22 protein-coding genes are annotated in these 23,124 nt (G+C 61.9%); 16 read left to right on the top strand and 6 right to left on the bottom strand.

Annotated features, from left to right (window positions below; translation table 11 throughout):
- Window positions 1–207 precede the first annotated feature (207 nt).
- The 5 genes from AB1E42_RS06970 (at window position 208) to AB1E42_RS06990 (ending at window position 5,062) form a co-directional block, all read left to right on the top strand.
- Entirely contained in the window at window positions 208–1,443 is a 1,236-nt protein-coding gene (locus tag AB1E42_RS06970) for an ABC transporter substrate-binding protein (RefSeq protein WP_368346263.1), read from the top strand.
- Between the two features lie 71 nt (window positions 1,444–1,514).
- Complete coding sequence (locus AB1E42_RS06975) at window positions 1,515–2,543, top strand: carbohydrate ABC transporter permease (RefSeq protein ID WP_368346264.1); 1,029 nt, start codon at window positions 1,515–1,517, stop codon at window positions 2,541–2,543.
- 2 nt (window positions 2,544–2,545) lie between these two features.
- Window positions 2,546–3,427, top strand: coding sequence for a carbohydrate ABC transporter permease (locus tag AB1E42_RS06980; RefSeq protein ID WP_368346265.1), 882 nt, complete (start codon window positions 2,546–2,548; stop codon window positions 3,425–3,427).
- Window positions 3,428–3,450: 23 nt separating this feature from the next.
- A complete protein-coding gene (locus AB1E42_RS06985; RefSeq protein ID WP_368346266.1) occupies window positions 3,451–4,449 on the top strand; it encodes a nuclear transport factor 2 family protein in 999 nt (332 codons plus the stop codon).
- A gap of 61 nt (window positions 4,450–4,510) precedes the next feature.
- The gene (locus tag AB1E42_RS06990) at window positions 4,511–5,062 is read left to right on the top strand and encodes a thioredoxin family protein (protein ID WP_368346267.1); all 552 of its coding nucleotides are present in this window, start codon (window positions 4,511–4,513) and stop codon (window positions 5,060–5,062) included.
- Between the two features lie 24 nt (window positions 5,063–5,086).
- On the opposite strand, the gene purL is transcribed toward AB1E42_RS06990, so the two are convergent.
- Both purL and AB1E42_RS07000 read right to left on the bottom strand, forming a co-directional pair.
- On the bottom strand, window positions 5,087–7,246 hold the full coding sequence (gene purL / locus AB1E42_RS06995; protein WP_368346268.1) for a phosphoribosylformylglycinamidine synthase subunit PurL: 2,160 nt from the start codon (window positions 7,244–7,246) through the stop codon (window positions 5,087–5,089).
- A 341-nt stretch (window positions 7,247–7,587) separates the two neighbouring features.
- Window positions 7,588–8,496 carry a LysR family transcriptional regulator gene (locus AB1E42_RS07000; protein WP_368346269.1) on the bottom strand — a complete coding sequence of 303 codons (909 nt, stop codon included), beginning with the start codon at window positions 8,494–8,496 and terminating at the stop codon, window positions 7,588–7,590.
- Window positions 8,497–8,724: 228 nt separating this feature from the next.
- Between AB1E42_RS07000 and AB1E42_RS07005 the strand changes: the two genes are divergently transcribed.
- From AB1E42_RS07005 to AB1E42_RS07050, 10 genes are all read left to right on the top strand, one after another.
- Complete coding sequence (locus tag AB1E42_RS07005; RefSeq protein ID WP_368346270.1) at window positions 8,725–9,651, top strand: lysophospholipid acyltransferase family protein; 927 nt, start codon at window positions 8,725–8,727, stop codon at window positions 9,649–9,651.
- Entirely contained in the window at window positions 9,632–10,447 is an 816-nt protein-coding gene (locus tag AB1E42_RS07010; protein WP_368346271.1) for a glutamate racemase, read from the top strand. The genes AB1E42_RS07005 and AB1E42_RS07010 overlap by 20 nt, the downstream gene beginning before the upstream one ends.
- Before the next feature lie 70 nt (window positions 10,448–10,517).
- Window positions 10,518–11,546, top strand: coding sequence for an N-acetyl-gamma-glutamyl-phosphate reductase (gene argC, locus AB1E42_RS07015; RefSeq protein ID WP_368346272.1), 1,029 nt, complete (start codon window positions 10,518–10,520; stop codon window positions 11,544–11,546).
- A gap of 19 nt (window positions 11,547–11,565) precedes the next feature.
- A complete protein-coding gene (gene ccmE, locus AB1E42_RS07020) occupies window positions 11,566–12,012 on the top strand; it encodes a cytochrome c maturation protein CcmE (RefSeq protein WP_368346385.1) in 447 nt (148 codons plus the stop codon).
- Window positions 12,013–12,088: 76 nt separating this feature from the next.
- Window positions 12,089–12,700: a holin-associated N-acetylmuramidase gene (locus AB1E42_RS07025; RefSeq protein ID WP_368346273.1), complete on the top strand. Its 612-nt coding sequence runs from the start codon at window positions 12,089–12,091 to the stop codon at window positions 12,698–12,700.
- Entirely contained in the window at window positions 12,691–13,269 is a 579-nt protein-coding gene (locus tag AB1E42_RS07030) for a holin family protein (protein WP_368346274.1), read from the top strand. Before AB1E42_RS07025 ends, AB1E42_RS07030 begins: the two co-directional genes overlap by 10 nt.
- The gene (locus tag AB1E42_RS07035; protein WP_368346275.1) at window positions 13,266–13,481 is read left to right on the top strand and encodes a pseudouridine synthase; all 216 of its coding nucleotides are present in this window, start codon (window positions 13,266–13,268) and stop codon (window positions 13,479–13,481) included. The genes AB1E42_RS07030 and AB1E42_RS07035 overlap by 4 nt, the downstream gene beginning before the upstream one ends.
- Window positions 13,482–13,548: 67 nt before the next feature.
- Window positions 13,549–15,522 carry a heme lyase CcmF/NrfE family subunit gene (locus tag AB1E42_RS07040; RefSeq protein ID WP_368346276.1) on the top strand — a complete coding sequence of 658 codons (1,974 nt, stop codon included), beginning with the start codon at window positions 13,549–13,551 and terminating at the stop codon, window positions 15,520–15,522.
- On the top strand, window positions 15,519–15,971 hold the full coding sequence (locus tag AB1E42_RS07045; RefSeq protein ID WP_368346277.1) for a cytochrome c-type biogenesis protein CcmH: 453 nt from the start codon (window positions 15,519–15,521) through the stop codon (window positions 15,969–15,971). The genes AB1E42_RS07040 and AB1E42_RS07045 overlap by 4 nt, the downstream gene beginning before the upstream one ends.
- A gap of 79 nt (window positions 15,972–16,050) precedes the next feature.
- Complete coding sequence (locus tag AB1E42_RS07050; protein ID WP_368346278.1) at window positions 16,051–16,824, top strand: enoyl-CoA hydratase-related protein; 774 nt, start codon at window positions 16,051–16,053, stop codon at window positions 16,822–16,824.
- Window positions 16,825–16,906: 82 nt separating this feature from the next.
- Here AB1E42_RS07050 and AB1E42_RS07055 read toward each other — a convergent pair whose 3' ends face one another.
- From AB1E42_RS07055 to gltX, 3 genes are all read right to left on the bottom strand, one after another.
- On the bottom strand, window positions 16,907–17,350 hold the full coding sequence (locus tag AB1E42_RS07055) for a GNAT family N-acetyltransferase (protein ID WP_368346279.1): 444 nt from the start codon (window positions 17,348–17,350) through the stop codon (window positions 16,907–16,909).
- Window positions 17,351–17,434: 84 nt separating this feature from the next.
- Window positions 17,435–18,730, bottom strand: coding sequence for a citrate synthase (locus tag AB1E42_RS07060; protein WP_368346280.1), 1,296 nt, complete (start codon window positions 18,728–18,730; stop codon window positions 17,435–17,437).
- Window positions 18,731–18,824: 94 nt separating this feature from the next.
- Window positions 18,825–20,231, bottom strand: a complete 1,407-nt coding sequence (gene gltX / locus AB1E42_RS07065; RefSeq protein ID WP_368346281.1) for a glutamate--tRNA ligase — start codon at window positions 20,229–20,231, stop codon at window positions 18,825–18,827.
- 85 nt (window positions 20,232–20,316) lie between these two features.
- Here gltX and AB1E42_RS07070 point away from each other — a divergent pair, with 85 nt between their 5' ends.
- Window positions 20,317–22,389 carry a ComEC/Rec2 family competence protein gene (locus tag AB1E42_RS07070; RefSeq protein WP_368346282.1) on the top strand — a complete coding sequence of 691 codons (2,073 nt, stop codon included), beginning with the start codon at window positions 20,317–20,319 and terminating at the stop codon, window positions 22,387–22,389.
- Here the strand turns inward: AB1E42_RS07070 and lexA are convergent.
- The gene (gene lexA / locus AB1E42_RS07075) at window positions 22,383–23,078 is read right to left on the bottom strand and encodes a transcriptional repressor LexA (RefSeq protein WP_368346283.1); all 696 of its coding nucleotides are present in this window, start codon (window positions 23,076–23,078) and stop codon (window positions 22,383–22,385) included. The two genes, AB1E42_RS07070 and lexA, sit on opposite strands and share 7 nt — an antisense overlap.
- Window positions 23,079–23,124: the final 46 nt, after the last annotated feature.

Here is a 23,124-nt window from a genome sequence, read left to right on the forward strand (position 1 = left end):
GCGCGATTCGTAGCGCTTCGCAAGTATAAATTGAAAGGTTATTTTCAACTTAGCAAATTTAGGGGCTTGCGTGGTGGGTGTTGGTCGGGGTTATTATTGCAAACGTATGCAAGCATTCCGATTCGGGTGCAGCGCATGCTGCGCAGCGTGATGACACGCCAATCAAAGCCCGGCCTGCCGGGAACAGGGAAAACACGGAGGTTCACGATGAACATGTGGAAATCAACTGTGCTGGGGTCGGCTATGGCCATTCTCAGCGGCACCACGGCCATGGCAGGCTGTGGTATTGAAAGCGGCTCTGTCCGCATTCTTTCTAACGACTTTCCGGCGCTTCATGCCGTGGCCGCAGGCGCAGAAGCCTGTGCGGGCGACGGTGTTGAGGTCACGAAGAACCAGACCGCCGATCACCGCGACATTCAGGTGGCCGCGCTGACCGCCAATCCGGCGCAGTATACAGTGGCGGTAGTTGCAAACAGCTCCATCGTGCCGCTGATGAATGACGGCCTGATCCGCCCGCTGGACGATCTGGTCGCGGAACATGGCGGTCAGCTCAACAAATCCCAGCTGATCACCATCGACGGCAAGATCATGGCGGTTGCTTTCATGGCGAACGCGCAGCATCTCTACTACCGCGCCGACATTCTGGAGCAGGTGGGTGTCGATGTGCCGACCACCTATGAAGAAGTTCTGGCTGGGGCTCAGGCGATCCGTGATGCGGGCATCATGGAAAACCCCTATGCGATGAACACCGCCGCAGGCTGGAACCTCGCGGAAGAGTTCGTGAACATGTATATGGGCACGGGCGCGCCGTTCTTTGAGGCCGGTTCTGCGGCTGTGTCGATCAACAACGAGCACGGTGTTGTTGCGCTGAACATGCTAAAGGCGCTCAACGAATATGCCGATCCTGATTTCCTGACGTTCGACTCGAACGCCACGCAGGCGCTTTGGGAAGGCGGGGAACTGGCGCTGTCCACCATGTGGGGCTCTCGTGGTGGGGCGATCCTCGATGACGAGGGATCGACACCGGAAGTGACCGGCACGACCGTACTCAGCGGCGCGCCGACCTTTGGTGGCGGCGATGTTCCGGCCTCGACCCTGTGGTGGGACGGATTCACCATTGCGGCCAACATCAGTGATGAGGATGCGGAAGCGTCCTTCATTGCGATGATGAACGGTATTTCCACCGAGATGGTTCAGGCGAACAATGACAAGGCTGTGTGGCTGATCGACGGATATCAGGCTGGTAAGCCTGCCGAGGGCATCATTGCCACGGCGAATGCAGGCGCGAAGCCGTACCCGATGCTGCCTTACATGGGCATCCTGCACACGGTTCTGGGCAACGAGCTTGCTGACTTCCTGCAGGGCAACGAGAGCGCCGAGCAGGCACTTGCCGACATCGAAGCGGCCTACACGGCTGCTGCAAAAGAGCAGGGCTTCCTGTAAGCTCCTCCCAACTGGAGGGCCGCGCGACAGTGTGGCCCTCCGCCCCCTCTAACTGAGAAGGGAGCCGCGCGATGCCGCATCGCACATTCCTCTGGTTTATTTTCCCCTCCCTGCTGGCGATGATCCTGTTTATCGCGTTGCCGATCGGATCGGTGATCGTGCAGTCGCTCTACATCGAGCACGAACAGGTAGTGAAAACTGTCGAAAATTGTGGCCCGTTCGGCTGCGAAGAGGAAACCACGGTCGATGCGGAAGCCACGGCAGCTATACGCGCAGCCGAGCCGCTTGGCCGCTTCAACGGGCTGGGCACCTATATGAACCGCAGCCATTTGGCGGTGGAAGAGGTGCGGCAAGCCTGGGCGGAGAGCGAGAGCCTTGGCGCATTCTTTGGCAAGTTAATGAACCTGCCGTTCTACAAGGCGCTGGCCTTCACCCTGACATATACATTCGTCGTGACGCCGCTGGTGCTGGTTGCGGGGCTGTTCATCGCGCTGGCGGTGAACTCGATCCCGAGCCGCCTGAAGGGGCCGACGATTTTCGTCTCGCTGCTGCCGATGATTGTGACGCCGCTGATCGGTTCGCTGATCCTGTTCTGGATGATCGACTCGCGCGGCATTATCGGCGCGAGTTTGCAGAGCTTGATGGATGATCCAACCCTGTCGCTGAAAGCATCTCCGACGCTGACATGGCTGACGTTGATCACCTATGGTGTCTGGCATTCGGCGCCGTTCAGCTTCATCGTGTTCTATGCCGGTTTGCAGACCGTGCCGGAGGAAACGCTTGAGGCGGCGATGATCGACGGCGCGAGCCGTTGGGAGCGGGTGCGCTATGTCGTCGTTCCCTATATGGCGCCGCTGGTCGTGTTTATCACGCTGATGCAGTTGATGGACAATTTCCGCGTTTTCGAGCCGATCGTGGGCTTTTCGGCGGCCGCGAATGCGACCTCGCTGAGCTACATCATCTACAATGATTTGCGGGGTGACTATCAGCAGTTCGGCTCTGCTGCCGCGACCTCGGTGCTGACGATCCTCGGTGTGGCGGTGCTGCTGACGCCGGTGCTGATCCGCACATGGCGCGACTTTAACCGCAAGAGGGCTTGATCATGGCTGCTGCTTCTCAACGACGCTCACGCGGGCTTGTCGCGCTGACCACCGGCTTTGTTTTGCTGTGGGTTGTGATCGCCTCTTTCCCCTTCCTGTGGACGCTCTGGGGCTCGTTCAAGGTGCAGGGCGACTTCTTCTCCAAGGCGGACTGGATGAATGCGCTTTGGGGTACGTTCACGCGGGCGGAAACCGGCGGGGCGTTTACCGGCGCGGGATATGAAGGCGCATGGATCGAGCAGGAGTTCTGGCGGGCGGTGCTGAACACGGCGATTGTGGTGTTCTTCACGGTGGTGATTTCGCTGACGCTAGGCACGCTAGGCGGGTTTGCGCTGGCGCGCTCGGGCTATCGCTATGCGTTCTGGCTGTTGATGATCGCGCTGGTGTTCCGCGCGATGCCGCATATCACGCTGGTATCGGGCTACCTGCTGCCGTTCTTTCAATGGAACCTCTGGGGCCATCTGCCGACAACGATCATCGTTCTGGTGGCGATCAACCAGCCGTTCACGCTGTGGATGCTGCATTCGTTCTTCCTCAACATCCCGAAGGACCTCGATGAAAGTGCGATGGTGGATGGCTGCACGCGGTTTCAGGCCTTCTGGCATGTGATCATTCCGGTGATGTGGCCGGGGGTGATTACGACGGGGCTGTTCTCTTTCCTGCTTGCCTATAACGACTTTGCAGTGACGGCGATGCTGCTCAGCCAAGACAACCAGACGATGGTGCCGAAGATCGCGAGCTTCCTTGGGACGACGCAGGTTGAGGGCAATGTGATGTTCGCGGTGGCTGCTGTGGTATCGGCGATGGTGCCGCTGTTCTTCCTGATCATGTTCTTCCAGCGGCAGATCGTCAGCGGGCTGACTGCGGGCGCAGTCAAAGGGTAATCACGCAAGCAAGGCTAACAAACATGAGCGGATTTCAGGCAGAGAAGGCGCTGGTGCGCGCCCATTATGACGCGATGGCGAAGGCCACCCCCGAAACGGTAGGCGCGGCATTGGCCGCGCGGACGGCGGCGGACTGGCATTGGCGGGGAATGCACCCGTTCTATGAGCAGACCGGCGCTGCGGCGGTGGCGGAGGTGTTCTGGGCGCCGTTGATGACAGCGCTGACGCGGATGCAACGGCGGGAGGATATCTTCTTTGCCGGTCGCAACGAGATCGACGGCGAGGCGAGCGTTTGGGTGATCTCGATGGGCCATCTGATGGGGTTGTGGGACAAGCCATTGCTGGGCCTTGGCGGGACGCGCAAGATCGCGATGCTGCGCTATGCGGAGTTTAACCGCGTGGAAGGTGGCGAGATCGTCGAAACGGCGATGTTCTGCGATATTCCGCATCTGCTGATGCAGGCGGGGATTAACCCGTTCCCGCCGCAAACGGCGGCGCATTTGGTGCAGCCGGGGCCGCTGACCCATGACGGGCTGCTATATGACGATGCACCCGCCGAAGAAGGCGCCAAGACGCTGGCGGCGATCAATGCGATGATCGGCGATCTGGGCACATGGCAGTTGGGCCTGCCGCTGGAGGAAGAACTGGCGCGGACGTGGAATGACGACATGATCTGGTGGGGACCGGCCGGTATTGGCGCGAGCTACACGATCGAACGCTATGCCAAGCAGCATTCCGGCCCGTTCCGCGCGGGGTTTACCGAGCGGTCATCGACGGGGCATTTGTGCCGCACCGCTGAGGGGCATTATGGCGGCTTCTTTGGCTGGCCCAATTTCACCGCGCGTTCGACCGGCGGGTTCATGGGGATGCCGGCGATGGAGGGCAAGGGCGAGTTTCGCGTGGTGGATATTTACCGGCGCGACGGTGATAAGCTGGCTGAGAACTGGATCTTCATCGACATTCTGCACTGGATGAGCACGCTCGGCGTGGATGTGCTGGAGCGGCTGCGCAAGGCGGTGTGAGGCATCTCGACAGGCGGTGACGCGGGCGGCATAGTCCCTGTGACAAACAGGGGAGGATGCTATGGCGGCCACTGCGGAGACTTGTGACTTTGACGCGCCTGCGCCGGATTTCACGCTACCAGCAACAGACGGGCGGGTGCTGAGCCGCGCGGATGTGGTGGGGCCGAATGGCCTGCTCGTCATGTTCATCTGCAATCACTGCCCCTATGTGCTGGGCATTCTGGACCGGCTGATGGACGATGCGCGGGCGGTGCAGGAGATGGGGTTCGGCGTGGTGGCGATCTGTGCCAATGATGCGACGACCCATCCGGCGGACAGTTTCGAGAATATGGCGAAGTTGGCGGCGGAGAAGGGCTTTCCGTTCCCGTATCTGCATGACGAGGGCCAGGAGGTCGCGCGGGCCTATGGCGCGGTCTGCACGCCGGATTTCTTTGGGTATAACGCCGAAATGGGGCTGCAATATCGCGGGCGGCTGGATGCTGCCGGCAAGAAGGCGCGACCGGATGACATGCCACGCGAATTGGTGGAGGCGATGCGGATGATTGCCGAAACCAGCCAAGGCCCGTACGATCAGGTGCCGTCGATGGGCTGTTCGATCAAGTGGAAGGCCTGAGCCCGTAGGCTCAGGCGCTGTGATTTAGGCGACAGCGGCGGCGAAGCTGGAGCGATAAATCGCGGCCAGTTCCGCCAGCGGGGCTGAAGTGCCGCCGAAGCTGACAGTATCGCCACCAAACTTGCCGACCATCGTAACTGTCACCCCTGCCTGTGCAGCGGCGGACATCAGCATTTCGGCGGAGTCAAAATTGCAGGCGATGAGGTAGCGGGCCTGATCCTCACCAAAAAGGGTGGGTGTATCGCCTGCGTCCAGCGTGACGCCGACGCCAGCGGCCTCGGCCATTTCGAAGGCGGCCAAGGCGAGGCCTCCATCGGAGAGGTCGGTGCAAGCGCGGATCATCGCGGCATTGGCGCGGATGAAATCGCCATTGCGCTTTTCAGCTTCGAGATCGACATGCGGTGCGTCGCCTTCGACGCGGTTGTAGACCTCGGCCAGAAGGGCGGACTGGCCCAAGTGGCCTTCGGTTTCGCCCACCAGAAGCGCGACATGGCCGTCGCGGGCCTGTCCGGTGATTGCCTCGTCCGCATGGGAGATAAGGCCAACAGCGCAGATCGTGGGCGTGGGCAGGATGCCTTGGCCGTCGGTTTCGTTATAAAGCGACACGTTGCCGGACACGATGGGCGTATCGAGCGCGAGGCAGGCCGCGCCGATGCCTTTGATCGCGCCGACGAACTGGCCCATGATCTCGGGCTTTTCGGGGTTGCCGAAGTTCAGGTTATCGGTGGTGGCGAGCGGTTTGGCACCAACGGCGGTGAGGTTGCGGTAGGCTTCGGCCACGGCTTGCTTGCCGCCCTCAACGGGGTTGGCCTTGACGTAGCGCGGGGTCACATCGGAGGAAAACGCCAGCATCTTTTCGGTGCCATGCACGCGGATAATGCCAGCGCCAAGGCCCGGTGCGCGGTTGGTGTCGCCCATGACCATGTGGTCGTACTGCTCGTAGACCCATTGCTTTGCTGCGTAGTTGGGCGAGGAGAGGAGCGCCTTCAGACCGTCGATCGGATCAACGCCCGGAACATCCGCCAGAGGTTCGGCGGCGGGAGTTTCGACCCACGGGCGGTCATATTCGGGGGCGGAGGAAGCCAGCGTCGAGAGCGGGAGATCGGCCATGATCGTGTTATTCAGAATGATCAGGAAGCGGTCTTCGGCGATGGTTTCACCGACGATGGCGAAATCGAGATCCCATTTCTCGAACACGGCGCGGGCCTCAGCCTCTTTCTCGGGCTTGAGGACCATGAGCATGCGTTCCTGACTCTCGGAAAGCATCATCTCATAGGCTGTCATGTTGTCTTCGCGCTGGGGTACCTGATCGAGGTTAAGGCGGATGCCGAGGTTGCCCTTGTCGCCCATCTCGACCGCGGAGCAGGTGAGGCCAGCGGCGCCCATATCCTGAATGGAGATCACGGCGCCGGTTTGCATCAGTTCCAGCGTCGCTTCCATCAGGCGCTTTTCGGTGAAGGGGTCGCCGACCTGAACGGTGGGGCGTTTCTCTTCGATTGTGTCGTCAAATTCGGCGGAGGCCATCGTCGCGCCGCCGACGCCGTCACGGCCGGTTTTCGCGCCGAGGTAAACCACCGGCATGCCAACGCCGGAGGCGGCGGAGTAGAAGATGCTGTCTGTCTCTGCGAGGCCAGCGGCGAAGGCGTTTACGAGGCAGTTGCCGTTATAGGCGGGATCGAAGCGGACCTCGCCGCCGACGGTGGGCACACCGAAGCAGTTGCCGTAGCCGCCGATGCCTTCGACCACGCCGTTCACGAGCTGGCGGGTTTTGGGGTGTGTCACTTCGCCAAAGGAGAGCGAGTTCATCGCGGCAATGGGGCGGGCGCCCATGGTGAACACGTCGCGCAGGATGCCGCCAACGCCGGTGGCTGCGCCCTGATACGGCTCGATATAGGAGGGGTGGTTGTGGCTCTCCATTTTGAACACGACCGCCTGACCGTCACCGATATCGACGATGCCTGCGTTCTCGCCGGGGCCGCAGATCACTTGCGGGCCTTCGGTGGGCAGGGTGCGGAGCCATTTCTTGGAGGATTTGTAGGAGCAGTGCTCGTTCCACATGGCGGAGAAGATGCCCAGTTCGGTGAAGGTCGGCTCGCGGCCGATGATCTCGAGAATCCGGTCATACTCATCAGACTTGAGGCCGTGGGCTGCGATGAGTTCTGGGGTGATGGCGGGATCCTGCATAATATCCTCTCCGAAAGCGGGGCCAATTGGCGCTCTCATAGGCGATCAGGACAAGCGGGGGAAGAGCAGCAATGCGCAAACTGGCGCGAAAGCGCCGCTCTGCGCTGTTTTTTCGCGCGGAACGTGCGGCCAGAGCCGGTGAGGCCGTTCTGCCAAAAAAAATGCCGGGCACGAGGCCCGGCAAGTCCAACAGGGAGGTATGAAGATGATGAGCGTTTCAGCATCACCGGCTTCATGTGCTCAGATAAGGTGCGCTTCGTGACCAATCAAGAGGAACTAGGGTGTTGTGGGGTCAAACCCGCTATGCGCAAAGTGCATGGCTCTTGTTGGAAGCGTCCCGCTTAGTCATTTTCTGAGGCGTCGCGGATCTTCCGGCGGTGGGTGAAGATCTCGTCTTGCACGAAATCACGGAAGGCGGCGATGCGCTTAGACTGGCGCAATTCCTCCGGATAGGCCAGGTAGACCGGCACTTCGCCGGATTCGACGTTGGGGAGGACGCGTTGGAGGCCATCGAAGTCCTCGGTCACGTAGTCGGGCAAGACGCCGACGCCCAGACCGGAGAGCACCGCCTGAAGCGTGCCGAAGTAGTTGTTCACTGTCAGCAGGCTCGGGATATCGTAGGTGAGGAGGTGTTGCACCAGTGTGGCACCAGCCGCGACCTGAAAGCTGTTGGGGCTTTGGCAGATGAGGCGATGGTTGGAGAGATCCTCCAGCCGTTCCAGCGGTGGATGGGTTTGAAGGTAGCTCTCAGTGGCGTAGAGACGCATCCGCACGCTCATCAGGCGTTTGCGGATCAGATCGGCCTGCGACGGCTCCTTCATGCGGATCGCGACATCGGCCTCGCGCATCGGCAGGTCAAGAACGCGCTCTTCGAGCATGAGGTCGATTTTCAGGTCGGGGTATTTTTCGTAAAGCTTGGGCAGACGCGGGGCGAGCCAGAGCGTGCCGAAGCCTGTGGTGGTGGTGATTTTCAGTTCGCCAAACACCTCCTCCTCGCTGTCGCGAATGCGGGCGGCGGCGGCTTCGAGGCGCTTGTTCATCGAGCGGGTGGCATCAAACAGCAATTCGCCCTGTTCGGTGAGAATCAGGCCGCGGGCGTGGCGGTGAAAGAGCGTGGTGTTAAGGCTTTCTTCCAGCGCGCGAACCTGGCGGCTGACGGCGGACTGGCTCAGGTGCAGCGTGTCGCCGGCATGGGTCAGGCTGCCCGCGTCCGCGACCGCGTGAAATATCCGAAGCTTGTCCCAGTCCATATCTTCTCCCATGCGCGAAAGCGCCGCCAAATTCAGTAAGTTACCCGCATTATTGCCGCAGTATGCAGATTTCAACGGGGTCTGTCAGGTATTTTGATTGCTTCTGCGCCGGTGGCTTAGCAGCGTTCTTTGTCATCTGGGTGACATGCTGCGCTGTTACAAGCGCCACGACGATAATTGCGGGCGGTGATGAGAGGCATCCCCGTACAAAGGATTGGAGGTTGCAAGATGCAACAGGTCGTGACCCAAGACCGACGCCGGATGCGGCAGGTCGCCCGTGATATCAGCTATGCCCATTCCGGCCAGACCCGCGCGGGGCGCGCGCTGATCCGCGCGATGGAGAATGCCACGGGGCGACTGCGTTTAATCCGACGGGCTGACGGCTATGACAAGGACGTGGCCGCAGGGCGCGACTTTTGGGAAGTGATTTGCGCGCGTTACGGGCTGACGCTCGACGTGACGCACGGTGCGCTGGAGGCGATCCCCGCCGAGGGGCCGCTGGTGATCGTGGCCAACCATCCGTATGGCATTCTGGATGGGCTGATGATGGGGCGGATTCTCTCAAAGCGGCGCGGAGGCGATTTCAAGGTGCTGGCCAATGACGTGTTCTGCCGTGCGCCGGATTTGCAGAAGGTGATCCTGCCGATCAATTTTGACGAGAGCAAGGAAGCCGCGCGGGCTAATCTGGCGAGTCGCGCCGAGGCGCTGCGCTATCTGGGCGCGGGCGGGGCGATTGGGGTGTTTCCCGGAGGGACGGTTTCGACGGCAGCGCGGCCTTTCTCGCAGCCGATGGACCCAAGCTGGCGGAATTTCACCGCGAAGATGATCGCGCGGTCGGGGGCGACGGTGGCGCCGATCTTTTTTGAAGGGGCGAATAGCCGCCTTTTCCAGTTGGCGAGCCATCTGCATTATACTTTGCGGATGGGGATGCTGATCCGCGAATTCCGCGCCCGCACCAACGGGCCGGTGCGGGTTGCGGTGGGTGAACCGATCGGGCCGGAAGTGCTTGCCCCGATGGCGAAAGATGCAAAAGCGGTGATGGATTTCCTCCGCAAAGCGACCTATGACTTGAGTCCTGTTCCAGTGGATGCGCGGCGCCTGGGACATGAGTTCGAGGCGAAATATAGGAAACGCGATGGCGGTCGGGGTATTTGATAGCGGATTGGGTGGTCTGACCGTCCTTGATGCGTTGCAGAAACGGCTCCCTGAGGTGCCGTTTGTTTATTTCGGGGACAATGCTCATGCGCCTTACGGCGTGCGGGATGCGGATGATGTTTACGCGCTGACCACCAAGGCCACCGAGCGGTTGTGGGAGGCGGGCTGCGATCTGGTGATTCTGGCCTGTAACACCGCCAGCGCCGCTGCGTTGCGCCGGATGCAGGAGAGTTGGCTGCCGACGGACAAGCGGGCGCTGGGGGTTTTCGTGCCGCTCATCGAGGCGTTGACCGAGCGGCAGTGGGGAGACAACTCGCCGCCGCGCGAGGTGGCTGTAAAGCATGTGGCGCTGTTTGCCACGCCCGCGACCGTTGCCAGCCGCGCGTTCCAGCGGGAGCTGGCCTTCCGCGCGATTGGCGTGGATGTGGAGGCGCAGGCCTGTGGCGGCGTTGTGGATGCGATTGAGGAAGGGGATATGATCCTTGCCGAAGCGCTGGTGCGGAGCCATGTGGACGCGCTGAAGCGCAAGATGCCGACGCCGGGTGCGGCGATTTTGGGCTGTACCCATTACCCATTGATGGAAGATATCTTTCAAGATGCGCTGGGGCCGGAGGTGAAGGTCTTTAGTCAAGCCAATCTGGTGGCCGAAAGTCTTGCCGATTATCTGGAGCGGCGCCCCAATATGCTGGGGGCGGGCACGGAGAGCGGCTATCTGACCACAGGTGATCCGCGGCGCGTATCGGACCGCGCGACGCAGTTTTTGCGACGCAAGGTGACATTCACCGCCGCGTGGTGAGACATTGGGCCGCTTGCGGCCATTGCCTGCGCATCCTAAGTATCCTTCCGACAGCGGAGACTGAGAATTCATGAGCTATAACGTCGCTATCCTTGGGGCATCGGGCTACACCGGTGCCGAGCTTGTCCGGATCATTGCCACCCATCCGCTGATGCGGATTGCGGCGCTCTCGGCTGACCGCAAAGCGGGGCAGAGCATGGCGAGCGTATACCCGCAATTGCGGCATCTGGACCTGCCAACTCTTTGCACCATCGAAGAGATCAATTTTGACGAGATCGACCTCGCTTTTGCGGCGCTGCCGCATGGGTTGAGCCAAGCGCTGGTGCGGGATTTGCCGCGGCATGTGAAGGTGGTGGATCTGGGCGCGGACTTCCGGCTGCGCGATCCGGCGGAATACGAGAAATGGTATGGCGCGCCGCATGTGGCGGTGGAGTTGCAGAAAGAGGCTGCCTATGGCCTGACCGAGTTTTACCGCGACGAAATTCGCAATGCGCGGCTGGTGGCGGGCACGGGCTGCAATGCGGCGACGGTGCAATATGCGCTGCGGCCGCTGATTGCAGGCGGGCTGATTGACCTTGATGACATCATCTGTGACCTGAAAAACGGCGTCAGCGGCGCGGGGCGGAGCCTGAAGGAAAACATGCTCTTTGCGGAACGTTCCACCGATGTGCAGGGCTATGCGCAGGGCGGAAAGCACCGGCATCTGGGCGAATTTGATCAGGAATTCAGTGCCTTGGCAGGGCGGAAGGTGGAGATCATGTTCACTCCGCATCTGGTGCCGGTGAACCGTGGTATCCTCGCTAGTTGCTATGTGAAAGGCGATGCGCAGGCGATCCATGCAGCACTTGAGGCGCAATATGCCGATGAGCCGTTCATCGTGGTACTGCCCTTTGGTTCCGCCCCCGGCATGGGGCATGTGACCGGTTCGAACTACTGCCATATCGGGGTGGTGGGCGACCGTGTGAGCGGGCGGGCGCTGGTGGTTTCGACACTGGACAATCTTAACAAAGGCTCCTCGGGGCAGGCGGTGCAAAACGCCAACCTGATGCTGGGGCTCGACGAAACGGCGGGGCTGATGCTCGCGCCAGTTTTCCCGTAACGGAGGCGAAATGGCGGGCCTGAAAAACCTCAAGAAGCGGCGGCGGGTGCAGGTGATCGTGCTGGCGTTTGTGGCGCTGGCGATCTCGACCGGCTTGATCGGCTATGCGATGCGCGACGGGATCAACTTTTTCCGGTCGCCCACCGAGGTGCTGGCGGAGCCGCCGTCGGAAACCGAGTTGTTCCGGATTGGCGGGCTTGTGGAAGTCGGCTCATTGGTGCGGGGCGAGGGCGAGACGATTGCGTTCAACGTGACTGATGGCGGCGCTGTGGTGCCGGTGACTTATACAGGCATTCTGCCGGACCTGTTTGAAGAGGGTCAGGGCATGGTTGGGCAAGGTCGCTACATCAACGGAACCTTTGAAGCTGTTGAAATCCTAGCGAAACACGACGAAACCTACATGCCGAAAGAGGTCGTCGATGTGCTCAAGGAACAGGGTGTCTGGGAAGGCGAAGGCGGCAGCTAAGCCGCGCGCGGACGGTTCGGGAAGGAGCCGTTAACGGCCTTGGGGTGATCCTGCTGGAAAGAGGCAGGAGACCCAAATGAGCAGTATCTTGGAAATGGCGGAAGCGATTGTCGCCCGTGAGGGCGGCTTTGTGGACGATCCCGACGATCCGGGCGGGGCAACGCAATATGGTGTGAGCCTTGCGACCTTGCGGCGCTTGGGCATCGACCTCACTGGCGATGGCGAAATCACCGTCGCCGATGTGCGCAAGGTCACGCGCAAGGAAGCGGCGGAACTGTTCCTGAAGGAATATTACGACCGCCCGCGTATCAATGTGCTACCCGAGATGTTGCAGGCCAGCGTCTTTGATATGCAGGTCAATTCAGGTGGCAATGCGATACGCATTTTGCAGAACCTTCTCAATGAGATGGGGCACAAACTTAAAGTCGATGGCGTGATAGGACCGCGTACCGCTGCGGCGGCGCGGAAGGCGGCGGAACTGGCGCCGGAGCATTTGTGCGATGCCTACGCGATTGCGCGGCGGAACTTTTACTACAGGCTTGGTGATGCGCGGGTGACGAGCCGCAAATATGTGCGCCGCAATGATGGCGGAAAGGGCGGCTGGATCGCGCGGGCCGAAAGCTTCATGTCCGCGCAGTACCGGCTGAGCGATGAGGAACATGCGCGGAGGGTGGCACAATGGGACTGATGAACGGGATGATGACGCTCTTGTTCGGGGACGGACGGAATGCACTGCGCGAGGCGGCGGAGGTGTTCCGCCCCAATGCGGAGGCGGATGCGCAGCGGGATGCGGCGGCGCGGGCTGCCGCGCTCCAGCAATTTGCCGCTGAGTTCGGCCAGCCGCAGCGCAGTGCCTTTGACCGGCTGATTGACGGGCTGAACCGGCTGCCGCGCCCTGTACTGGCTTTTGGTACGATCGGACTGTTCGGCGCGGCGCTGAGCGATCCGCTATGGTTCGCGGCGCGGATGCAGGGATTGGCGCTGGTGCCGGAGCCATTGTGGTGGCTGATGGGGGCGGTGATCAGCTTTTACTTCGGGGCGCGGCATCAGGCTAAGGGACAGGAGTTTCAGCGTTCGGCGGTTGAAACCGCAGCGCGGGCGCAGGACGTGGCGCAGCGGGTGCAGGCATTGACCGAGGCAAAGGCTGATGGTGCGAAGGCGCAACGCCAAGCTGATGCGACGCCATCACCCAATGCCGCATTGGAGGACTGGCGAGCGGTACATGGTGCGGACGCGGACGCCGGAGTGGCGCGGTGACAGAGGACTGGACGCAGCGGATCGAGCAACGGTTGGCGCAGATGGAGACGCGCCACGCGGTTGGGGACGTGCATCGCGGCAATGTGGAAAAGCGCCTTGCCGCGATTGAGGATAGCCTAAAATGGCTGGTGCGGCTGGTGATGGGCGCCGTGGTGATGGCGCTGCTGGCTTTTGTCATCTCGGGCGGCTTTGCCCTGCCAACACAGATGTGATCGGCCTGAGACGCTTCGTCGCTCCGAATTGGTTTGGCCCTGCCGCGCTATGCATTAAGAAAGGGGCATGATTACAGAACTTGGACATTTCGCGCTGATTCTGGCCTTTATTGTGGCCATTGTTCAGATGATCGTGCCGATGATCGGCGCTCACAAAGGCTGGCGGAGCTGGATGGCGGTGGGAGACACTGCTGCCGTGACGCAGTTTGGCCTTCTGGCGGTGTCCTTCGCGGCACTGACATATGCGTTCGTCGTCTCGGATTTTTCGCTTAATCTGGTGTTCCAGAACTCGCACAGCTCGAAGCCGATGCTCTACAAGGTGACGGGCGTGTGGGGGAACCACGAAGGCTCGATGCTGTTGTGGATTTTGACGCTGGCGCTGTTCGGTGCCTCGGCGGCATGGTTTGGTGGCAATCTGCCGGAGCGGTTGAAGGCGCGGGTGCTCTCGGTTCAGGCGGCGATTGGCGTGGCGTTTCTGGCGTTCATCCTTTTCACCTCCAATCCGTTTTTGCGGCTCGCCTATCCGCCGCTGGACGGGCAAGACCTGAACCCGCTGCTACAAGATCCGGGCTTGGCGTTTCATCCGCCGTTCCTCTATCTCGGTTATGTGGGGCTGAGCATGGCGTTTTCATTCGCTGTGGCTGCGCTGATCGAAGGCCGTGTGGATGCGGCATGGGCGCGGTGGGTGCGGCCGTGGACGCTGGCGGCGTGGTTGTTCCTGACCATCGGCATCGCGCTCGGGTCGTGGTGGGCCTATTATGAGCTGGGCTGGGGCGGTTTCTGGTTCTGGGATCCGGTTGAGAATGCGTCTTTCATGCCGTGGCTTTTGGCGGCGGCGCTGTTGCATTCGGCCATCGTCGTGGAAAAGCGCGAAACGCTGAAAAGCTGGACCATTTTGCTTGCGATTCTGGCGTTCGGCTTCTCGCTTTTGGGGACGTTCATCGTGCGCTCGGGCGTTTTGACCAGTGTGCATGCGTTCGCCAATGACCCTGAGCGGGGCGTTTTTATCCTGATTATTCTGGCGGTGTTTCTTGGCGGGGCGCTGGTGCTTTATTCCCTGCGCGCCGGTGCGATGGAGTCGAAGGGGGCTTTTTCGACGGTGAGCCGTGAAAGTGCGCTGGTGCTGAACAATATCCTGTTGGCGGTGAGTGCTTTTGTCGTTTTCATCGGCACGATCTGGCCCTTGATCGCGGAAATGCTCATGGGGCGGGTGCTGTCGGTCGGGCCGCCTTTCTTTGACGCGGCGTTTACGCCGTTTTTCGTCGGGCTGGCGGTGATCCTGCCGCCGGGGGCGATGCTGGCATGGAAGCGCGGCAATCTGGGCCGCGCGGTGGCGCAGTTGCGCTATGTATTATTGCTGGCGCTGGCGGCTGGTGCGCTGACATGGGCGCTGCAAACCGGCAAAAGCGCGTTGGGGCCGGTTGGCGTGATGCTGGGCGTATGGGTGGTGCTGGGTGCGGCATTCGACCTGTGGAGCCGCAGCGGGCGCGGCGCGGTTGCTGACAGGCTGGGCCGCTTGGTGCGGCTGCCGCGCGCGGATTGGGGCAAGTTCATTGCCCATGCGGGGCTGGGCATTACCATTTTTGGGGTCGCGGCGCTGACCGCTTGGCAGGTGGAGGACATCCGCGTGGCCAAGGAGGGCGAGCGTTTTGACGTGGCCGGTTGGGAGATAGAGCTGCGCGGCGTCGAGCGGGTGCAGGGACCGAATTACGTTTCGACGCAGGCGGTGATGGCTGTTTGGCGTGACGGGCGCGAAGTGACGGTGCTGCGGCCTGAAAAGCGTGTTTATCCGGTAGCCGGAATGCCCACCACGGAAGCGGCCATTCGCAACGGGATTTTGCGGGACATCTATCTGGTGATCGGTGATCCGCAAACCGGCGGCGGCTGGGCTGTGCGGACCTATATCAAGCCCTTCGCGAACTGGATTTGGGGAGGCGCGATCCTGATGGCGCTTGGTGGATTGGTATCGTTGAGTGACAGGCGTTTGCGGGTGGCGGCAGGCGCGGCGAAGCGGCCACGCAATGCGGTTCCGGCGGAATGAGGGCGCTGCTTCTGATCATCGCGTTGATTGCGACGCCTGTTTTCGCGGTGCAGCCGGACGAGGTGCTGGATGATCCGGCGTTGGAGCTGCGCGCGCGGGAGATTTCCAAGGGGCTGCGCTGCCCTGTGTGCCAGAACGAGAGCATCGACGAATCCAACGCGCCGATCAGCCGTGACCTGCGTATCCTGCTGCGCGAGCGTCTTGTGGAAGGCGACAGCGATCAGGAGGTCGTGGACTTTATCGTTGCTCGCTACGGCGAATTTGTGCTTCTGAAGCCCGATACGGGCGGTGCAAACCTGATCCTGTGGCTGGCGGCCCCTGCGATGCTGCTGGTGGCTTTGGGTATCGGATGGGGCACGATCCGGCGGCGCGGGCAGGCGCGTGGTGCGCAGCCGGACGCCTTGAGCGATGCAGAAAAGAAACGGCTGGAAGAAATTCTCGAGCCGTAACGTCACAAGGGCTTTTCTGAACCGTTTGGTTTACTACCTGTCACGCGAGCAAAGCGCATGGCATGGAAGGCGAACCAGTATGTATCAGGCAATCGGTTATGAAGTGCGGGACGACGTGGCGATCATAACGCTGAACCGTCCCGAAGTGATGAATGCGCTTTCCACGCAGATGCGGGCAGAGATTACCCATGCGGTGCGCCGTGCCGAGAAAGAGGCGCGGGCGCTGGTGATGACGGGTGCCGGAACGGCGTTTTGCTCGGGGCAGGATCTGGGTGATAGCGGGCGGTTGTCGAGCCTCGATCTGGAACGGGTTCTGCGTGACGAATATCTGCCGATGGCGCGCGCTTTGCAAAATTGTGAGATCCCCACGATTGCTGCGGTGAATGGCGCTGCGGCGGGGGCAGGAGCCATTCTGGCGCTGTTGGCCGATGTGGCAATTGCCAGCGAAGAGGCGTTCTTTGTTCAGGCGTTTTCGCGCATCGGGCTGATACCGGATTCGGCCGGAACGTATCTTTTGCCTCGCCAGATCGGGCATGCGCGGGCAATGGGCGCGATGCTGTTTGCAGACAGGATCACCGCGCGGCAGGCCTGTGATTGGGGAATGATTTACGAGGTTGTCGAACAAGAGGATTTTGCCGCCCATTGGTGGACCCGTGCGCGGCATTTGGCGGGCGGGCCGAGCGAGACTTACAAGTACATCAAGGAAGCGATGCGCGCGACGTGGAAGAACGATCTTGAGGAGCAGTTCCTGCTTGAAGCACGCTTGCAGGGCAAATGCGCCAAGACGCGCGACTTCAAGGAAGGTGTGCTGGCGTTTTCGCAGAAGCGGCCTGCCCAGTTCGAGGGGCGCTAGGCGCTCAGTTCATTTTAGGCATGGAATGGAGGCCCGCCGCGGGAGCGCCTGTCCGTTCTGGCGGGCTGGCGTTCACGCTCCTCTAGTCACGGTCCAGACGGTAGTAGACGCTATCACACCATTCGTCTCCCAGCAGGAAGGTACGGGAGGCGCGGTGGGTTTCGTGAAAGCCCAGCTTTCCCAGCACGCGGCGGGAGGCGGTGTTGCGGGGATCGACATCGGCTGTGAGGTGGTCCGTATCGGTGACGGTGAACACATGGGCGATGATGGCGGTCATAGCCTCGGTCGCGATGCCTTGGCCCCACGCAGCGGGGTGGAGGAGAAAACCCACCTCGGGCAAGCCGTAGGCGCCAGCCTTGCCAATGACCTGACCCCGATGCTCGATCACGAAATCAGGCTGTGTGCCGTGCCGCATACGGGTGAGCCAGTCGCGGCTGATGGCGAGGCTCTCATGCGGGAGGGTGGACCAGTAGCGCATGGCGCGTGGGTTCGAGAGGATAACGTGGAAGGCCGCGAGATCCGCCATTTCTGCTGGGCGTAAACGTAGGCGGGGGGTGTGGAGAACCGTCATTGGAAAAGGAAAGGGCCACCCGAGGGCGGCCCTGAAATCCTAGCGGTCTTCGATGTTGACGTAATCGCGCGCCGTGTCGCCCAGATAGAGCTGACGGGGGCGACCGATTTTCAACTGTGGGTCCGCAAGCTGTTCTTTCCACTGGGAGATCCAGCCGACGGTGCGGGCCAGAGCGAAGATCGGGGTGAACATCGAGGTCGGGAAGCCCATCGCATCGAGGATGATGCCGGAATAGAAATCCACGTTCGGATAGAGCTTCTTTTCAGCGAAGTAGGGGTCTTCCAGCGCGATGCGCTCCAGTTCCTTGGCGACCTGAAGCGTCGGGTTGTTCTCGATTCCTAAAAGCGCAAGAACTTCGTCGGCGCTCTCTTTCATCACCTTCGCGCGGGGGTCGAAGTTCTTGTAGACGCGGTGCCCGAAGCCCATCAGGCGGAACGGGTCGCTCTTGTCCTTGGCGCGGGCGATATATTCGGGGATGCGGTCCACGGTGCCGATCTCGCGCAGCATTTCGAGGCAGGCCTGATTGGCGCCGCCGTGCGCAGGACCCCAGAGGCAAGCGATGCCCGCCGCGATACAGGCGAACGGGTTTGCGCCCGATGAGGAGGCAAGACGCACGGTCGAGGTCGAGGCGTTTTGCTCGTGATCAGCATGCAGGGTGAAGATGCGGTCCATCGCGCGGGCGAGGATCGGGTTCACCTGATATTCTTCTGCCGGAACGGCGAAGCACATGTGCAGGAAGTTCGATGCGTAATCGAGATCGTTGCGCGGATAGACGAACGGCTGGCCGATGGAATACTTGTAGGCCATCGCGGCGATCGTCGGCATTTTGGCGATCAGGCGGATCGACGCGACTTCGCGCTGGTGCTGATCGTTGATGTCGGTTGAATCGTGGTAGAAGGCCGACATGGCACCGACGACGCCAACCATGGTTGCCATCGGGTGTGCGTCGCGTCGGAAGCCACGGAAGAAGTAGTGCATCTGCTCGTGGATCATCGTGTGATTGGTCACGAGGCTTTCGAACTTTTCCAATTCGTCAGCGCTTGGCAGGTAGCCGTAAAGCAGGGTGAACGCGACCTCGAGGAAATGCGATTTCGAGGCCAGCTGGTCAATCGGGTAGCCACGGTGCAGCAGCTCGCCCTTGTCACCGTCAATAAACGTTATGGTAGAATCGCACGACGCGGTCGAGGTGAAGCCCGGATCATATGTGAACACGCCCGCCTGCGCGTAGAGCTTGCGGATGTCGATGACATCCGGTCCCGCGGAAGGCGAATGGATGGGCAATTCGTATTCTTTGCCGTCAATCGTCAGCTTCGCGGTTTTGGTGTTTTCTGCCATCTCTATATCCCCGTCTCGTGCCTGCCCACGGGATGTGGCGCAGGGTGTTTCTGCATACTGCCTTAGCCCTTAACGTCTGATTAGGACGGTGTTCTTAGGCGGTTGCCTCCTCCAGCCGGGCGATTGTCTCCCCCCGCCCGAGGACTAGCATCATATCGAAAACGCTGGGGGATACTGAGCGCCCGGCCAGCGCGGCCCGTAAGGGACCGGCGAGTTTTCCAAGCTTGGTGTCGTGTTGCTCTGCAAGGGCGGCAACAAGCGCTTCCAACTCTTCGCGATCCCAGCTAGCACTTTGCAGCTGCGGCGTCAATTCCGACAGTATACCACGGGATACAGAATCCAGTTGCGCGGCCGCTTTCTCGTCGATCTCCAATGGCCGAGACGCGAGGATAAAGTGAGCCTTTTCAATGAGTTCAGGAAAGGTCTTGGCGCGGTCTTTGAGGCAGTACATCGCGCGAGACAACCCGTCGCGTTGGGCGTCGCTGAAGGGCGGGTTGCCGGTGGCGGCGTTAAATCCCTCCAATTCATGCAGCAGTGCAGCATCGTCTCCGGCGGCGATGTGCTGGCCGCAGATATTCGCGAGTTTCTTGAAGTCGAAACGGGCGGGTGATTTGCCGATGCCCTCAAGCCCGAACCACTCCTGCGCCTGCGCATCGGTAAAAAATTCGTCATCGCCGTGGCTCCAGCCGAGGCGGGCGAGGTAATTGCGCATCCCCGCCGCCGGATAGCCCATGTGCTGATATTCGGCGGCGCCGGTCGCGCCGTGGCGTTTGGAGAGCTTTTTGCCATCCGGCCCAAAGATCAGCGGGATATGGGCGAGCACGGGCTTTGCCCAACCCATAGCTTCGTAGATCAGGTTTTGGCGGAAGGCATTGGCGAGGTGGTCGTCGCCACGGATGATGTGGGTGACGCCCATGTCGTGATCATCGACCACAACTGCAAGCATATAGACGGGAGAGCCATCAGAACGCAGGAGAATCATGTCGTCGATCTGGTCGTTGGACCATGTGACATCGCCTTGCACGGCGTCGGACAGGGTTGTCTTGCCGTCGCGCGGGGCCTTGATCCGCACCGCGTAGGGCGCATCGGGGTGGGTGGATGGATCCGCGTCGCGCCAAGGCGAGCGGAAGAGCGTAGAACGGCCCTCGGCGCGCGCGGCTTCGCGGGCGGCGTCGATCTCCTCGGGGGTGGAGAAACATTTATAGGCTTTGCCCTCGGCCAGAAGCTGGTGCGCGACTTCGGCGTGGCGGTCGGCGCGTTCGGCTTGGCTGATCGGCTCGCCATCCCAATCGAGGCCCAGCCATGTCAGCCCGTCGAGAATCGCCTGACGGTTCTCGGGGGTGGAGCGGGATTTGTCCGTGTCTTCGATCCGCAACAGGAACTTGCCGCCGCGCCCGCGGGCGAAGAGCCAGTTGAACAGCGCCGTGCGTGCGCCGCCGATATGCAACGCGCCGGTCGGCGAAGGAGCGAAGCGGGTGACGACGGGAAGATCTGCGGACATGCGTTTACCTTTCGATAACTCTGCGCCGGATAGCATGGCGTTGATGCGGGATACTAGGCCGCGCAGGTAAGGACAAGGGCGCGCAATGAGCGGTTTGGCGGGCTGGATGGCGGTGCGTTTGGAAACGCAGCGCGGGCGGTTGCTGCTCTGGGCGCCGGTGCTGCTGGCCTGTGGGATCGGGGCCTATTTCGGGCTGGCGGAGGAGCCGTGGATTGCCGGTTGGGCTGGGCTGGTTGTGCTCGGTTTTGCCGTGGATCGGCTATTGCCAAGCCCGTGGTGCCTGTTGCCGCGGGCGGGGGCCGTGGTGGCGCTGGGGCTTGTTATCGCCGCGCTGCGGGCGCAGGCGGTGGCGGGGCCGGTGCTGGAGTACCGCTTTTACGGGCCGGTAGAGGGGCGGATCGTGGCGATTGACCGCTCCGCTTCAGATGCCGTGCGGTTGACACTGGATCGCGTGATCTTGGGCGATATGCCATTTGCCGACACGCCGGAACGGGTGCGGCTCTCGCTGCACGGGCAGCAGGGGTTCATCGCGCCAGAACCGGGGATGGTGGTGATCACGACTGCGCATCTATCGCCGCCCGCAGGGCCGGTAGAGCCGGGGGGATATGACTTTCGCCGCGCGGCGTGGTTCGACCAGTTGGGCGCGGTAGGGTATACGCGGGTGCCTGTCTTGATGTTGTGGCCGCCTGAAGGAGGGGCGAAGCTCTGGCTGACGCGGCTGCGCACGCGGTTTGCCGCCGCGATCATTGCAAACATGCCGGAGAGCGCAGGGGCCTTCGCCGCTGCGATCATCACGGGCGACCGTTCCGCCATCCCCACGGAGGCGACGGAAGCGCTTAGACGCTCAAATCTGGCGCATCTTTTGGCGATTTCGGGACTGCATATGGGGCTACTGACCGGAGGTGTCTTCGTCATGCTGCGGCGCTTTGTGCTGGCGGCGGCGCTGATATCTGGCAGGCGGCTTGGTGGGCCAGACCGGCAGCGAAAGGGCGCGGCGCTGGCGGCGGTGTTGGCGGGGGCGGGGTACCTCGTGCTGTCAGGCGGCAATGTGGCGACGGAGCGGGCCTTCGTGATGGTGGCGATCATGTTTGGCGCGGTGTTCGCGGGGACGCGGGCGATCTCGTTACGGGCGGTGGCGGTGGCGGCATTGCTGGTGTTGCTGCGGCGGCCAGAGGAGCTGCTGGGGCCGGGGTTCCAGATGTCTTTCGCGGCGACGGTCGCGCTGGTGGCAGGGTTCGAGCGGGGGCGGGGGGTGATGCAAAGGGCGGCGCGGTGGCCCTGGATCGTGCGATGGGGCGGCGGGGTTGCGGCCTCCTCGCTGATCGCGGGGCTGGCGACCGCGCCGGTGGCTTTGGCGCATTTCAATATGAGCGCGCAATATGGCCTGTTGGCGAATGTGCTGGCGGTGCCGGTGATGGGGGCGGTGGTGATGCCCGGTGCGCTGGTGGCGGGGTTCGGCGCGTTGTTCGGGGCCGAGGCGCTTGGCCTATGGGTCATGGCCATTGGCATTGATTGGATCTTGGCCGTGGCGCGGGTGTTTGCGGAGCTGCCGGGCGCTGTGCGGTATGTAAAGGCACCTGCGCCGGTTGTCTTGCCTCTGTTTGCCGCGGGTGCGCTCTGGTGGCTGCTGTGGCGCGGGCGTTTGCGGCATGCAGGGGTGTTGGTGGTGGCGGGAGCCGTGTTGATTTGGGCGCAGACGCCGCGCCCGCTGGTGCTGGTTTCGGATACGGGCGGGTTGATCGGCTGGCTCGGGCCGGAAGGGCGGGTGCTCTCCAAGCCGCGGGGCGACGGGTTTGCCGCCGATATTTGGTTAGAGAATGACGGCGCGCCGGTGCCGCAGGAACTGGCTGCGGGCCGTGACGAGCTACGACGGGACGGACGGCGGATCACGCTCGATATGGAGAGCGGACAGCGGATTGTTTTGGTGACGAGGAAGCAAGCCTTGGCCGCGCTGGACGGGGGGTGCGGCGGCGCGGATGTGCTCATCGCCAATACGGTTGATCCAATCCCAACACGGCCCTGCGACCGCTATGACGCGGCGCGGTTATGGCAGACTGGCGCACTTGCGCTGTTCCCCGGCGTGGAAGGGGTGCGGGTTATCACCGCCCGCGCGATGGCGGGGCGGCGGCTTTGGCATAATGATCAGCGAGATCAGTAGGTGCGCAATAATCCGACGAGGCGGCCCTGAATCTTCACCTGATCATCGCGCAGGAGGCGGGTCTCATAGGCGGGGTTCGCGGCCTCGAGCGCGATCATGCCATTGGCGCGGCGCAGGGTTTTCAACGTGGCTTCCTGCCCCTCGACCAAAGCGACGACGATCTGGCCGTCATCGGCTGTGCTCGTTTCGCGGATGATCACGACATCACCGTTATTGATGCCGGCGTTGATCATCGAGTCGCCCTTAACTTCGAGCGCGTAATGGTGGCCGCGCCCGATCATCGACTGGGGAACAGCGACATTGTGGGACACTTCGGAAATCGCCTCGATCGGGACACCAGCGGCGATGCGCCCCATGACGGGCAGCTCCAGCGCGCCGGCCTGCTCGACCGGCAGGGCGTTGGCGGGGGTTTGATCGGGGCGGTCGCCGTCGATCACGCGGGGGGTGAAGCCGCTGCCGAGACGCTTTTCCAGTGCTTCGGGCATGCGGATGATCTCAAGCGCGCGGGCGCGATGCGCAAGGCGGCGGATATAGCCACGTTCCTCAAGCGCAGTAATCAGGCGGTGAATGCCGGATTTGGACCGCAGGTCGAGTGCCTCCTTCATCTCGTCGAACGAGGGCGGCACACCATCGCGCTGGACGCGGCGGTGGATGAATTCGAGAAGGTCCAGTTGCTTCTTGGTTAGCATGGGCTGTCTCCGGCTGCTCGGGGCGCTTGGGCCATTGGTTTTGCAA

The organism is Pelagovum sp. HNIBRBA483, from assembly GCF_040931995.1.
Taxonomy (GTDB): domain Bacteria; phylum Pseudomonadota; class Alphaproteobacteria; order Rhodobacterales; family Rhodobacteraceae; genus JAEPMR01.

Coding starts and splice junctions, on each gene's coding strand:
- AB1E42_RS06970 (WP_368346263.1), top strand. CDS start 208: ATGAACATGTGGAAATCAACTGTGCTGGGGTCGGCTATGGCCATTCTC.
- AB1E42_RS06975 (WP_368346264.1), top strand. CDS start 1,515: ATGCCGCATCGCACATTCCTCTGGTTTATTTTCCCCTCCCTGCTGGCG.
- AB1E42_RS06980 (WP_368346265.1), top strand. CDS start 2,546: ATGGCTGCTGCTTCTCAACGACGCTCACGCGGGCTTGTCGCGCTGACC.
- AB1E42_RS06985 (WP_368346266.1), top strand. CDS start 3,451: ATGAGCGGATTTCAGGCAGAGAAGGCGCTGGTGCGCGCCCATTATGAC.
- AB1E42_RS06990 (WP_368346267.1), top strand. CDS start 4,511: ATGGCGGCCACTGCGGAGACTTGTGACTTTGACGCGCCTGCGCCGGAT.
- purL (WP_368346268.1), bottom strand. CDS start 7,246: ATGCAGGATCCCGCCATCACCCCAGAACTCATCGCAGCCCACGGCCTC.
- AB1E42_RS07000 (WP_368346269.1), bottom strand. CDS start 8,496: ATGGACTGGGACAAGCTTCGGATATTTCACGCGGTCGCGGACGCGGGC.
- AB1E42_RS07005 (WP_368346270.1), top strand. CDS start 8,725: ATGCAACAGGTCGTGACCCAAGACCGACGCCGGATGCGGCAGGTCGCC.
- AB1E42_RS07010 (WP_368346271.1), top strand. CDS start 9,632: ATGGCGGTCGGGGTATTTGATAGCGGATTGGGTGGTCTGACCGTCCTT.
- argC (WP_368346272.1), top strand. CDS start 10,518: ATGAGCTATAACGTCGCTATCCTTGGGGCATCGGGCTACACCGGTGCC.
- AB1E42_RS07025 (WP_368346273.1), top strand. CDS start 12,089: ATGAGCAGTATCTTGGAAATGGCGGAAGCGATTGTCGCCCGTGAGGGC.
- AB1E42_RS07030 (WP_368346274.1), top strand. CDS start 12,691: ATGGGACTGATGAACGGGATGATGACGCTCTTGTTCGGGGACGGACGG.
- AB1E42_RS07040 (WP_368346276.1), top strand. CDS start 13,549: ATGATTACAGAACTTGGACATTTCGCGCTGATTCTGGCCTTTATTGTG.
- AB1E42_RS07045 (WP_368346277.1), top strand. CDS start 15,519: ATGAGGGCGCTGCTTCTGATCATCGCGTTGATTGCGACGCCTGTTTTC.
- AB1E42_RS07050 (WP_368346278.1), top strand. CDS start 16,051: ATGTATCAGGCAATCGGTTATGAAGTGCGGGACGACGTGGCGATCATA.
- AB1E42_RS07055 (WP_368346279.1), bottom strand. CDS start 17,350: ATGGCGGATCTCGCGGCCTTCCACGTTATCCTCTCGAACCCACGCGCC.
- AB1E42_RS07060 (WP_368346280.1), bottom strand. CDS start 18,730: ATGGCAGAAAACACCAAAACCGCGAAGCTGACGATTGACGGCAAAGAA.
- gltX (WP_368346281.1), bottom strand. CDS start 20,231: ATGTCCGCAGATCTTCCCGTCGTCACCCGCTTCGCTCCTTCGCCGACC.
- AB1E42_RS07070 (WP_368346282.1), top strand. CDS start 20,317: ATGAGCGGTTTGGCGGGCTGGATGGCGGTGCGTTTGGAAACGCAGCGC.
- lexA (WP_368346283.1), bottom strand. CDS start 23,078: ATGCTAACCAAGAAGCAACTGGACCTTCTCGAATTCATCCACCGCCGC.